This is a genomic window from Staphylococcus sp. Y174-1 (assembly GCF_049897865.1).
GTDB classification, from domain to species: domain Bacteria; phylum Bacillota; class Bacilli; order Staphylococcales; family Staphylococcaceae; genus Staphylococcus; species Staphylococcus saprophyticus.
This window is the reverse complement of sequence record NZ_JAFCXB010000001.1, coordinates 73,510-86,608: the sequence shown is the minus strand read 5'-3', so window position 1 is coordinate 86,608 and position 13,099 is coordinate 73,510. Positions and strand designations below refer to the sequence as shown.

Below are 13,099 nucleotides of genomic sequence, written 5' to 3'. Positions count from 1 at the left end.
ACTACATTACCTCCTTTTTATACTTCAAAAAATGATTGCCCTACAGTGTAATCATCACTTAGAACCATAATACCTTTTTCTTGTGGTGCATTTGGTAATCCTAACTCTTTCATCGAACAAATCATACCACTTGATGCAACGCCTCTAAGTTCTGCATCTTTAATAACCATACCACTTGGCATAACTGCACCAACTTTTGCTACCACCACTTTTTGTCCAGCTTCAACATTCGGTGCCCCGCAAACAATTTGTAGTTTTTCAGTTGCAACATCAACACTTAGAACACTTAATTTATCTGCATCTGGATGCTTGTCTTTTGTTTCAACATAGCCCACTACAAATTTAGGAGTAAAGTCTGCGTCTAATTTATAAGTAAATCCAGCAGCTTCAATTGCTTTTTGAAACGCTTGAACTAATGTTTCAGTCAACTTAATATGTCCATTACCTGTTAGTGTTGCTTTGTTTGATGCATTAAAGATATTGTAACCAACGACTTCTCCGTCATTCTGTATTTCAACTACATCCCCTTGAGTGACGTAGTTATATTCACCTTCTGTAGGATTAATTTGTAAAAATGCAACATCGCCAACAGCTTCTTTATTATAAAATAAATTCATAACTTCATTACTCCTTATTTCTTATCTTTATTTTCATATTGTTTTCGTGTAGCTTCCAATCTTTGAATCACATTAGGATCTCTTTTTTGTTTATTATTTTTACCTAAAATAAAGATTGGTTCAAAATGCCCTTTATCATAACCTAAAGATAATGATGTTATTGGCACTAATCCTTTAGTGAAAAACTCCATAGTTAAATGCGCCATCACATCGTAACCCGTCTTATTGCGGATATCTGCAATGATAAGCACATCTTGATGAGGTACCGCTACTAACATTTCACCTTCACATTGTGCTTGTATTTCATTTAAAAATGACGTATTTAAAATTCTACTTGCATCATAACCATCATTTGAATTCACAAAGTAAAAAATATTACCTTTAACTTCGTCAGTTGTATACTTATTTTCTAATTTGCGCACATTAAATAGCGCCATTTCTTTTAATTGTTGCTTTGTTAGCTTTAATTCTTCTAACATCGCTTCATCAATTAGACGATATGACTTACCTAAATCAACTGCATAATAAATGTTTGTTTCTGCTGTATGTGCATCGATTACAAATGAATTACCATTTTTGTCTTTTTTATCAAAGCTAGGAGATCTTAAAACCGGCATAATTTGGATATAATCCGTATTTTCCAATGCCTCCCCTTTCATTTGCTCGACTGCTTCTTCAACATAATACACAATTTCATCGACTATTTTTTCTTTTTGAGATTTATATTTAGCTACTATTGGATTAATTTTAACGGTAACGCCTTTACCATTATCTATTCTTGAGATACGTAGTGTTTCATCTTCTCGATTAAAACTAAATTTCACATCAAGATGATTCAATCTATCTTTTAATTTATCTCTCATTTGAAAGACATTCATTATTAACACTCCTATTTACGTGCCTTACTATAGTTTACAATAAATATACCCTTAGGAACAGAAAAAATGTGCGCTCTAAGGGTATATATTTTTATAATTTAACTTTAATTTAATCCTAAATTAATGCCACCTACAAAGACGCTAAAAATTGGTCTATTTGTTCTTTGGATTTTCGTTCTTTTCCAATATAACTGCCAATTTGATTCCCGTCACGGAATACTAGAAAACTAGGTATACCCATAATGTCATAATTAATGCATATATCAATAAATTTGTCTCTATCAACTGAAATAAATTTATAATTAGTATATTTTGCTTCTAATTGAGGTAAATCTGGTTCTATAACTTTACAATCTGGGCACCAATCTGCTGTAAATAAAAACACTGTTTGTTCATTTTTCAGATTTTCAAATTGCTGCTCACTTTCTAATTGTTGCATAATACCACTCCTAATTATTATTTATATTGTAATATTTTTATTTGGTCTTCATTTAAATGTCTAACTGATTGTTCTAACAGGCTTCTGGCAGCTTCATAATCTCTAATATCAAACACTGCGTTTGTACTATGAATATATCGTGCGCACACACCTATCACAGCGGTTGGGATACCTAATTTTGCCTTGTGTATTTCTCCACCATCCGTACCACCTGGAGAAATATAGTATTGATGTTTAATATCATACTGCTTCGCTAAATCAAGCAAATAATCTCTAAAGGTTGGTCGAAGTAACATTGTACCATCTTTAATTCTGATTAATGTACCTCCAGCTAATTCCCCTGATAAATTTTGCTTACCTTTCATATCATTCGCAGGCGAACAATCTACAACAAATGCTACATCAGGATCGATTAACTCTGCCGCTGCACTTGCTCCTCTTAATCCTACTTCTTCTTGCACATTTGCACCGACATATAAATCAAAGTCCAATTCAGTATTTTTTAATAATTCCAGTAGCTCAATACCAATTAAACAACCATAACGGTTATCCCAGGCTTTACTGGCAAATCGATGCTCTGATAACTGTGTAAAAGGCGTATCAGGTGCAATCGTATCACCAATAGCAATACCACGTGCCGATACATCTTCAGCATTTTCTGCACCAATATCCAATAATAAATCTTCTATTTTAGGTGCTCCTTCATTTCCAGTTCTAAAATGTTTCGGAATATTAGCTACAATACCTGTAATCTCATCATTATTTCGCGTTCTAACTTTTAGCCTTTGGCCTTGCCATATATCGTTTGCAACGCCACCTAAATTAGTAAATTGTAGCATACCATTTGACGTGATATTTGTGACCATGAAACCAATTTCATCCATATGTGCAGCAACCATGATTCGTTTTGGATTACTTGATTTCGAACGTTTAACACCGTAAAATCCGCCCATACGATTATAAACAAATTCATCCACAAATGGTTCCATTTCTGCTTTCAAATATGATTTTACATTTTCTTCAAAACCTGCTACACCATGTAATTCTGTTAATGTTTTCATTCTATTCAATGTTTTACTTTTATCTATGTTCAACGTCTCTCACTCCTTAATATTTATTATATCATCTTCATTATGGTAAACTATAAATATGACTTTATTGGGGGTAGATTATGTTATGTTAAATAAAAAAAATTGGTTCATCCTCTTATTATTTTTCCTAACTACAATTGCAGGATCAATTTATTTTTATAAACGTCGAAAACATATCCAATATCGAGATCCTGAAAAAATCACTAAAGAAGTAAAAACTTATTTTATGAATGTTATAGGATCATATATATTAAAAGTGCCGATGACGTATACAAAATCCGATTCAAAAATCATTGCTTTTCAAGGTGGCATTACGACACGAAACCATAACACACTTACATATTATGACTTTTATGCTGATGCCAAAACAGGTGAAATATTAGATATCATTGAATGCAAATGATAGAAGGTTAAAGCCATAGCGACACGATGACAAACATATTCTAACTCAGAATATCTTCTTATTCATGTGCCGCTTAGCTTTAACCTTTTTAATTCCTAGAAATAAATGTATCAAATTCAGTTATATTTTGCTTATCAAATTTCACCGCAAAATAATTTACATCATGATAATATAAAAACCAATAATTTTGATGAATATAATACGGTACTAAACGTTCTTTTTCTCTAATTGATTGCATAGGGTAATCATCATAAGCTGTGACCCATAATGGATTTCTATGTGCAGTTGTTGGAAAAATATCACCCATATGCACCGCTTTTTCATTCTGACTTTCAATTGTAATGATTGCATGACCAAAACTATGACCGCCCGTATGAATCATTTTAATACCTGGCACTATTTCGATTTCATTTTCAAACAATAGTAATCGTTTTTTAAAATCTCCATTATTCTTTGGCCAATATGTTGATTTACTGCGTATATTAGGGCTTTGAAATTCATGCCATTCATCTTGTTGAATCACATGGATTGCTTTATTAAAAATTGAATTACCCTCATTATCTGTTAATCCAGCAGCATGATCGAAATGTAAATGTGTCATTAATACATAATCAATATCTGCAGTCGTTAAATCTAAAGCCTTTAAGTCTTCACTAATTTGGCTTTCATAATGAGCTCCAAAATTTCTACGTTCTTTATCTGTTAATTTTCCTGAACCTATACCTGTATCAATGATAATATTATAATCGTTCGATTGTATTAATATTGGATGCGTTGGTAATGGAATTTGATTCTTATCATTCACTTCATATTTTTTAGTCCATAACGCCTTAGGCACCACGCCAAACATTGCGCCACCATCAATGTGAGTGATACCACCATTTAAATAATGTATACGAAAATCCCCTAATTTCATCTACTTATCCTCCTCGTAAAATATAAACACAATAACTACTGAACATTAATAGTAATACAAACAATGTTCTAGGTAAAATAATGGACATAAATACATTTAAATTAGCACAACTCTATTTACATTAAATTATAAAAATCTTAATTTGGACATAAAAAAATTGATAGAACCTATGTCCTATCAATTGAGTGCGTAATTATATTTAATGAAACTTAGCTTCCATACGATAAATTCTTGAACCTTTATCAGAAAATTTTCTTTCGTATTCAGTCTCAATATTCTCTTCATCATCTTCTTCATGCAAATTCAGGTTGATTTTTGTAAAATACATACCAAATTGAGACATACTTTCTAAACTATATGCAAACAGACCACGATTGTCTGTTTTAAAATGGATTTCACCATCATCTTTTAAAACTTGTTTATACAATGCTAGGTATGTTTGATATGTCAAACGACGTTTAGTATGTCTTTTTTTAGGCCATGGATCTGAGAAATTAAGGTATAATCTTGATACTTCTCCATCTTTGAAATAATCATTAAGTTCAATTGCATCATTACAAATTAACTTGATATTTGTTAAGCCTTGTTCAATAACTTTATCTAAGACTTTTATCATAACACTTTTCTCTCTTTCCATAGAGATAAAGTTTATTTCGGGATGTTTTGCTGCAAGCGTAGTTATGAATTGACCCATACCTGATCCTACTTCAATATAAATCGGTTGATCATTATCAAACCATTCACTGATTCGCCCTGCATGACTACCATCGATATCAACTATATTCGGTTCTTTTTTTAAGTAGTCCTCTGCCCAAGGCTTATAGCGCATTCTCATTTTGATAACTCCTTATATAAAAGCATTATTATTCATCACTTGATTTAAAAAAGTTAGCCACATATTCATATCTTTGTAACGTTTTTGTTCTTCATACCATTGAACCATACCGATAGATTGTACAACGGTATACCACTTCATACGTTTTTGTAAATCCATTGAATCTTTTGTACCATACAAGTTTAACCACTCTGGCCATTTATTTTCTGGAACGTAATTGTACAGCAGCATACCTAAATCAATTGCGGGATCAGCAATCATTGCACCTTCCCAATCAACGAGATATAGCTCATCATGATCTGATAACAACCAATTATTATGGTTAACATCACCATGAACAACTGTAAAGAAACGAGGATCTAAGTTAGGCATGTGATCTTCCAAATACGTTAAAGCTTTTCTAACCACGTGATGTGTCAGTACATCTCTTGATAACGAAGCATTTATTTTATTTAATAAAATATCTGGCGTGATAGGTTCCATTTCCATACGTTTTAGCATGTTTAATAATGTCTTCGAACTATGAATTTTTTTCAATAAATTCGCTACACGTTGTTCATGCATTTCATTGAAAGTAAGTTCTCTACCATTTTTCCAATGTTGTGCTGTTACAACTTCGCCAGTTTCAATGCGTTTCGTCCATACAAGTTTAGGCACAATACCTTCAGCTGATAATGCAGCTATAAATGGATTTGAATTTCTTTTTAAGAATAATTTTTGTCCATCCTGTTCGGCCATGTACGCCTCACCCGATGCACCGCCTGCTGAGTCAAGCGTCCATCCCAATTGATAAAACTGCTCCAACACGTTCACCTCACTTTCAATTAGAAAATGGCTCCTGAAAAACATTTTTCGAGAGCCATATATAATCATTTTCTATAGCAAATTTTTTTAAACTTCAACCATAATTTATGCTGTCTCAAGTGTTATGACTAGCATAATGTCCCATGTGGCTCAAGTTAATTTTTAAAATTATAAATAACTGATTTTCAAATTATAGTAACTTTTATAGCATACCATAAAAGAAACCCAAACAAAGCATATTTTTTAATATTTCTCTATCTTTTTTCAAGAAATTTTTCTCGTTCAATTTCAAGACTCATAAAAGATTTTATAATGTTTGGGTATGAATTTCAACCAATAATGAGAAACAAAAAGTCACTTTTTACTTTCTTATTTCTATTAGTTTCTTTCAAACGGCTCAGTTAGCATTATAACATAATTTAATATGAATTTTTGTTATATTTTCTATCTATTTATTGAAAATATTAACTATGTGTATCAATGTATCTGTTAAATCCTTCTTGCAATGATTTTGTTATCGAGCCAACTTGACCATCACCGACATTTTCACCGTTTAATTTAACAACTGGCATAACCTCAATTGAAGTACTTGATACAATGATTTCATCCGCACTTTTCAAAAAGTCTAATGTAAACGTTTCTTCATTAAAAGGTATCCCTTTATCTTCAGCAACAGATTTAATTACCATACGCGTAATACCATTTAAAATATAATTATTTACAGGATGTGTATAGATTTCACCATCTTTGATTGCATACACATTACTAGAAGAACCTTCTGTGACAATATCACCACGATGTTGTATTGCTTCTTGAGCATTATATTTAACTGCATATTCTTTAGCTAATACATTACCCAACAAGTTTAAACTCTTAATATCGCATCTTAACCAACGAATATCTTCAGTAGTGATCGCATTAATACCTTCTTCTAATGATTTGTAAGGACGATCATATGATTTAGTGAAAGCCATAATATTGGTTTCAACAGAAGGTGTTGGAAAGGCATGATCACGCGGTGCGGCACCACGTGTAACTTGAATGTAGACACCACCATTAATCACACCATTTGTTGATAATAACTCCTGTATTAATTCCGTAAGTTCCTCAACGCTATATTTTAATTCAAGACCAATTTCTTTTGCACTACGTAAAAGTCTTTCAAAATGTTCCTTAGCAGTAAATACACTATTATCATATACTCTAATATATTCATAAATACCGTCGCCAAATACATAACCTCTATCATTATAAGGCACATTTGCATCTTGTTCATCAACGAGTTTTTCATTTATTAATACTTTTGTCATATTTATTCCTCCACACACAATTTATATAATGATTCTAAATAGATACTTGTCGCATTGAATAATTGTTTTTTAGTTATATATTCATTTTTTTGATGCATTAAATCTTCAGAATCACTAAACATCGCACCAAATGCAACACCTTTATCTAAATTTCGTGCATAAGTACCGCCACCAATCGTATACGGTTCTGTATCATCACCAGTTTGGTTACGGTAGGCTTGTACTAAGCTTTGTACGAATGGGTCGTCTTTTTCTACATAATGTGGCGTTTGATTTTTACCTAACTCAATTGAAAATCCTAGTGATTGAATTTCTCCCTTGAATCTTGTTAACGATTCTTCAAATTCAAAACCTTCTGGATATCTTAAATTAATGCCGAATTTGCCACCATCTTGATTATCATAAGTGATAATTCCAACATTAGTAGTCACGTCGCCCATAACATCTGTGTGGAATTTCATTCCCATTTTTTCTCCAAAATGTGACTCAAACAAGTATCGTTCGCTAAACGCTACGAAATTTGCAGCAGTTTTATCTAAATTTAATGTTGCAAGGAAATTAAGTAAATATAATCCTGCATTGACGCCTATAGATGGATCCATCCCATGAACCGCTTTACCTTGTACTTTAAGCACCAAGACACCGCTATCTACAACACTTTCACCTTCAACGTCATGCTCGTTTAAGTATTGTTCAAAATTTTGGATAACATCTGTCATATTTTCTTTAACAACTACATTGGCAATCGCTTCATCAGGCACCATGTTATATCTTTGTCCTGATACAAATGAACGCAATTCATATTCAGGCTCATCTTGATCATCTGCTTTTTCATTTTGAATTACATCAAACGTGCTTATTCCTTTTTCACCATGAATAGCAGGAAATTCAGCATCTGGAGCGAACCCTAATTCAGGCATTTCTTCTGATTGGAAATAACGCTCAGTACATTTCCAATCAGACTCTTCATCTGTACCAATAATAATATGTATACGTTTCTTCCAGTTTACATTCATTTCATTTAAAATTTTAACTGCATAATAAGCAGCAATGGTCGGCCCTTTATCATCTAACGTACCACGAGCAATAATTTTATCATCAGTTACTACTGGATTAAACGGATCTGAATCCCATCCATCGCCTGCAGGTACAACATCCACATGGCATAAAATACCAAATACATCATCGCCTTTACCCGCTTCAATACGTCCCGCGATATGATCAACATCATGTGTGCCAAAGCCGTCACGTTCTGCGATTTTATACATGTAATCTAAAGCTTGTCTAGGTCCAGGTCCTACTGGATTTTCAGCAGAAGCTTTATCGTCTTCTCTTACACTTTCAATTGAAAGTAAACCTTTCAAATCTTCTAGTATGAAATCCTCATATTCTTTTACTTTGTCTCTCCACATATACAATCAACTTCCTTCTTATAACTTATATATTTAATATTTTACATGAAGTCGTAGAGAAACTACAGTGAGATGTAATCATAAAACAAAAAAATCAACTGTTATGCTTTATAATAAAACAGTTAAACCGCTTACTTTTACTATATATATAAACTGTATTAATATAAAAAACCTAGTTCCAATTGCGAACTAGGTTTGATATAAAATCATGACAACGTATTACTTACCGTCATGTTTATTGCTATTATTTTTTAACTCTTCTTCAGTTACAACTCGTAAATTGTTTGAAGGATTGGCTGCACCTTCATCTGTAAATCTTGCTTCTTCAACGTGCTCTTCTTCTTGTTCAGACACATTAGAGAAACGATCTTTTTGTTCATTAATGAAACCTTTAGGATCTTGTTTTACTTTTGAAGCATAACCTTTAGGATCCTGTTTTACTTCATTATATGTTTCGCCAGCTTTTGAACTGATTTGACTAGCGATATCTTTTGCATTTTGTTTGTATGATTCTGGATTAGATTTGTATTTACTGTACTCATCTTTTAATTTATCTCTATTTTCTTTTTTGGAAAGCACTACTGCTACAGCTGCTCCCCCTATGCCTACGATTGCTTTAAATAATTTTGACATAATATTTACACCTCTTCTTTATTTTAATCCTAATAGTTTAAAATCTTGCTGAGTTAAATGACGATATTCTCCTGATGCTAATGTTGAATCAAGTTGTAAGTCGCCAATACGAATACGTTTCAAAGCTAAGACTTCATTATCTATAGCATGAAACATTCGCTTCACTTGATGGTAACGTCCTTCATATATTGTGACAAACGATTTGTTTAATTCATCACCTTGGACTAATTTTGCAGGTTTCGCCAATCCCTCATTTAATTCAATACCCACTTTAAATGCATTTATATCATTTTTTGTAATGTTTTTTTGAGAAATCACTTCATAAGTTTTAGCGACATGTTTACCTGGACTCATTAATTCGTGATTAAATTGTCCATCATTGGTAATCAATAAAAGTCCTTCTGTATCTTTATCTAATCGGCCGACTGGAAACAAATCTAAGTATCTATAGCCCTCTATTAAATCGAGCACTGTCTTGTGCTGTTCATCTGTTGTAGCTGATATATAGTCCTTAGGTTTATTAAGCATGAGATAGACTTTGTTAACAAAGTCTATCTTTTGGTCATTGACTTTCACTATTTCTAGTTCTGGATTGATTTGCTTCTTAGGTGACGTTTCTACCTTATCATCAATTGTGACTTGCTTCTTTTTTAAGCGTTGTTTTACTTCTGTTCGAGTGCCAACACCCATATTTGATAAAAATTTATCTAATCTCATTTAATAATACCTAATTTGCGTCTGATTTTATTTGGAATTTCACCTAAGAATTGATCAGCAAGTCTTGTTTTCATTGTCATGCTACCATAAATCAGCATACCTACCACAACACTTATAACAAGAATAATTAGAGAACCTATTTTATGTTCTGGAGAAATAAACATTTGTAATATGAAGAATGTCAATTCAACCCCAATCATCATAATAAATCCATACATAAATATTTTTCCAAAGTGTAACCAAGTCTCAGAAAAGTTAAATTTCGCATACTTTTTAAGAATATAAAAATTACATAAAACTGCAAATAATAACGCGATTGCCGTACTTAAAATTGCGCCTGCCGTATGGAAAGTAACTATAAGCGGCGTGTTTAAAATAATTTTTATTACTACTGCTGCTAAAATGACAAATACTGTTAATTTTTGTTTATCTATACCTTGTAACATTGACGCTGTCACACTTAATAACGCGATTAATATTGCAACGGGTGCATAATAAAATAATAAATGGCTACCGTCAATATTATAACTATAGAAAACTGTATACAGAGGTAAGGCCAATGCCATAATACCTAAACTGGCTGGCACTGTTATGTACATTAATACACCTAAAGATGTGCGTATTTGTCTGTGCATTTCATGTAACTGGCCTGATGCATAAGTCTTTGTAATGAATGGAATCAAACTCACAGCAAAACCCGCTGATAAAGATGTCGGAATCATCACAATTTTGTTAGTTGTCATATTCAGAATTGAGAAAAAGTAATCATGCAAATTGCTTGGTACACCTGCTAAATTCAACGCAGTGTTATGTGTAAACTGATCGACTAAATTAAACAGCGGGAAGTTCAAACTTACAATAACGAAAGGAATACTATATGAAATAATCTCTTTATACATCTTGCCATATGAGACATCCATACCTGTATGATCCGTTGCAACCATGCGTTCTATGTTGCTCTTTCTTTTTCTCCAGTAATACCATAAGACGATGATTGCTGCGATTGCACCGATTGCCGCTGCAAACGTCGCAACACCATTCGCTACAAGTACACTACCATTAAACACATTAAGCACTAAATAGCTTCCTATTAAAATGAATAAAATACGTGCAATTTGTTCTATGACTTCTGATACCGCAGTTGGCCCCATAGATTTATAACCTTGGAATACACCACGCCACGTCGCTAATAATGGAATAAAAATGACCACGATACTAATAATTCTTATAATCCAAGTAATATCATCAACAGTCCAGCCACCATCTACATGACCTTTATTGGCTAATGTAATACCAGCTATGCTTGGAGCTAATAAATATAATACTAAAAATCCAATAAATCCTGTTATGGTCATAACAATAAAACTAGATTTATATAGTTTTTCACTAATTTTATATGCGCCTAACGCATTGTATTTCGAAACATATTTTGATGCTGCCAATGGCACACCTGCTGTTGCGATGGCAATGGCAATATTATATGGGGTATACGCGTAGTTGAAAGGCGCCAGATTTTCTTCTCCACCAATTATGGCGTAGAATGGAATAATGTAAATTACACCTAATACTTTAGTAATTAAAATACTTAGCGTAATTAAAAAGGTCCCTCTCACTAACTCTTTACTTTCACTCATTCTGATCTTCCTATCTCAAATTAAATTTTACACTCGTAATCTTAATAATAACGTGATAGCTACTTTTTTTCAAAACTATATTACTATAAAATAACACTATACGCTTATGGGAGGCAATAAAATGTATCAAACAATTATAATCGGTGGCGGTCCTAGCGGGCTAATGGCAGCTGCTGCGGCAAGTCTCAATAATCATAATATTTTATTAATTGAAAAGAAAAAAGGACTCGGTCGTAAATTGAAAATTTCTGGAGGCGGACGTTGCAACGTAACAAATCGCTTACCTTATGATGAAATCATCAAAAATATACCTGGTAATGGGAAATTTTTATATAGCCCTTTTTCTGTTTTTGATAATGAATCTATCATCCATTTTTTCGAATCTAGAGGCGTTCTTTTAAAGGAAGAAGACCACGGTCGTATGTTCCCCGTCTCTAATAAAGCACAAGATGTTGTTGACGCACTCATCAATACTTTGCAACAGAATAACGTAGAAATAAAAGAAGAATCCACTGTATCATCAATTGAATACACGGACCAACATACTTTCACCGTAACATTAAATGATCAGCAACAATTTTCAAGCAATAGTTTAATTATTGCCACCGGTGGCACAAGCGTCCCTCAAACTGGTTCAACAGGTGATGGTTATAAATTTGCCGAACACTTGGGACATTCCATTACTGAATTATTTCCAACTGAAGTACCCATCACTTCTTCTGAAACATTTATCAAAAACAAACGTCTCAAAGGTTTGAGTTTAAAAAATGTTGCGCTATCCGTTTTAAAAAAGAATGGTAAAACACGAATCACACATCAAATGGATATGTTATTCACTCACTTTGGAATTAGTGGACCCGCTGCACTAAGGTGTAGTCAATTTGTATATAAAGAACAAAAGAATCAAAAAAAACAAGATATTCAAATGCAACTGGATGCCTTTCCTGAACTTACCAAAAATGAACTCGAACAAAAGATTAGACGTTTGTTAGAAGAAACACCTGATAAATTTGTTAAAAATAGTTTGCATGGCTTAATTGAAGAGCGCTATTTGTTATTTTTAATTGAGCAAGCCCATATCTCAGATGATTTAACAGCGCACCATATTGCCAACGCACAAATTAATCAACTTGTAGAATTATTAAAAGGATTTACCTTTACGGTTAACGGCACACTTTCTATTGAAAAAGCCTTCGTTACAGGAGGTGGTGTTTCATTAAAAGAAATACAACCCAAAACAATGATGTCTAAGTTTGTACCTGGTTTGTTTTTATGTGGTGAAGTACTGGATATCCACGGTTATACAGGTGGATATAATATCACAAGCGCCCTTGTCACAGGTCATGTAGCTGGCACTAATGCAAGCCTTTTCTAAATTGATTATATATAGTAAAAGATAACATTGAAATC

General features: G+C 32.8%; 14 protein-coding genes. 2 read left to right on the top strand and 12 right to left on the bottom strand.

Translation table 11 applies throughout. The features are described 5' to 3' along the window. Nucleotides 1–17: 17 nt before the first annotated feature. The 4 genes from ytpR to ACP7BT_RS00580 all read right to left on the bottom strand — a co-directional run bounded on the left by ytpR (nucleotide 18) and on the right by ACP7BT_RS00580 (nucleotide 3,028). A complete protein-coding gene (gene ytpR, locus ACP7BT_RS00595) occupies nucleotides 18–617 on the bottom strand; it encodes a YtpR family tRNA-binding protein (protein WP_002483001.1) in 600 nt (199 codons plus the stop codon). A 14-nt stretch (nucleotides 618–631) separates the two neighbouring features. Beyond that, nucleotides 632–1,495 carry a DUF1444 domain-containing protein gene (locus ACP7BT_RS00590; RefSeq protein WP_041080024.1) on the bottom strand — a complete coding sequence of 288 codons (864 nt, stop codon included), beginning with the start codon at nucleotides 1,493–1,495 and terminating at the stop codon, nucleotides 632–634. A gap of 130 nt (nucleotides 1,496–1,625) precedes the next feature. Continuing rightward, entirely contained in the window at nucleotides 1,626–1,934 is a 309-nt protein-coding gene (locus ACP7BT_RS00585; RefSeq protein ID WP_041080025.1) for a thioredoxin family protein, read from the bottom strand. A 17-nt stretch (nucleotides 1,935–1,951) separates the two neighbouring features. Continuing rightward, nucleotides 1,952–3,028: a M42 family metallopeptidase gene (locus tag ACP7BT_RS00580; RefSeq protein WP_037538255.1), complete on the bottom strand. Its 1,077-nt coding sequence runs from the start codon at nucleotides 3,026–3,028 to the stop codon at nucleotides 1,952–1,954. 82 nt (nucleotides 3,029–3,110) lie between these two features. On the opposite strand from ACP7BT_RS00580, the gene ACP7BT_RS00575 reads away from it, so the two are divergent. Next, nucleotides 3,111–3,428 carry a hypothetical protein gene (locus ACP7BT_RS00575; RefSeq protein ID WP_011302866.1) on the top strand — a complete coding sequence of 106 codons (318 nt, stop codon included), beginning with the start codon at nucleotides 3,111–3,113 and terminating at the stop codon, nucleotides 3,426–3,428. Nucleotides 3,429–3,516: 88 nt separating this feature from the next. On the opposite strand, the gene ACP7BT_RS00570 is transcribed toward ACP7BT_RS00575, so the two are convergent. From ACP7BT_RS00570 to ACP7BT_RS00535, 8 genes are all read right to left on the bottom strand, one after another. Then, nucleotides 3,517–4,344, bottom strand: a complete 828-nt coding sequence (locus ACP7BT_RS00570; RefSeq protein ID WP_002482996.1) for a YtnP family quorum-quenching lactonase — start codon at nucleotides 4,342–4,344, stop codon at nucleotides 3,517–3,519. A 199-nt stretch (nucleotides 4,345–4,543) separates the two neighbouring features. Continuing rightward, the gene (trmB, locus tag ACP7BT_RS00565) at nucleotides 4,544–5,179 is read right to left on the bottom strand and encodes a tRNA (guanosine(46)-N7)-methyltransferase TrmB (RefSeq protein ID WP_037538252.1); all 636 of its coding nucleotides are present in this window, start codon (nucleotides 5,177–5,179) and stop codon (nucleotides 4,544–4,546) included. 12 nt (nucleotides 5,180–5,191) lie between these two features. Continuing rightward, nucleotides 5,192–5,983: a phosphotransferase family protein gene (locus ACP7BT_RS00560; protein ID WP_041080027.1), complete on the bottom strand. Its 792-nt coding sequence runs from the start codon at nucleotides 5,981–5,983 to the stop codon at nucleotides 5,192–5,194. Nucleotides 5,984–6,447: 464 nt separating this feature from the next. Next, nucleotides 6,448–7,293, bottom strand: coding sequence for a D-amino-acid transaminase (dat, locus tag ACP7BT_RS00555; RefSeq protein WP_002482993.1), 846 nt, complete (start codon nucleotides 7,291–7,293; stop codon nucleotides 6,448–6,450). Between the two features lie 2 nt (nucleotides 7,294–7,295). Further along, nucleotides 7,296–8,705 carry a dipeptidase PepV gene (pepV, locus tag ACP7BT_RS00550; protein WP_002482992.1) on the bottom strand — a complete coding sequence of 470 codons (1,410 nt, stop codon included), beginning with the start codon at nucleotides 8,703–8,705 and terminating at the stop codon, nucleotides 7,296–7,298. A 219-nt stretch (nucleotides 8,706–8,924) separates the two neighbouring features. Further along, nucleotides 8,925–9,338, bottom strand: a complete 414-nt coding sequence (locus ACP7BT_RS00545) for a YtxH domain-containing protein (RefSeq protein WP_041080031.1) — start codon at nucleotides 9,336–9,338, stop codon at nucleotides 8,925–8,927. Nucleotides 9,339–9,356: 18 nt separating this feature from the next. After that, complete coding sequence (locus ACP7BT_RS00540; protein WP_037538246.1) at nucleotides 9,357–10,055, bottom strand: pseudouridine synthase; 699 nt, start codon at nucleotides 10,053–10,055, stop codon at nucleotides 9,357–9,359. Continuing rightward, nucleotides 10,052–11,689: a putative polysaccharide biosynthesis protein gene (locus tag ACP7BT_RS00535; protein WP_002482989.1), complete on the bottom strand. Its 1,638-nt coding sequence runs from the start codon at nucleotides 11,687–11,689 to the stop codon at nucleotides 10,052–10,054. The genes ACP7BT_RS00540 and ACP7BT_RS00535 overlap by 4 nt, the downstream gene beginning before the upstream one ends. A 121-nt stretch (nucleotides 11,690–11,810) precedes the next feature. On the opposite strand from ACP7BT_RS00535, the gene ACP7BT_RS00530 reads away from it, so the two are divergent. Beyond that, nucleotides 11,811–13,064 carry an NAD(P)/FAD-dependent oxidoreductase gene (locus tag ACP7BT_RS00530; RefSeq protein WP_041080032.1) on the top strand — a complete coding sequence of 418 codons (1,254 nt, stop codon included), beginning with the start codon at nucleotides 11,811–11,813 and terminating at the stop codon, nucleotides 13,062–13,064. The last annotated feature ends 35 nt before the right edge of the window (nucleotides 13,065–13,099 follow it).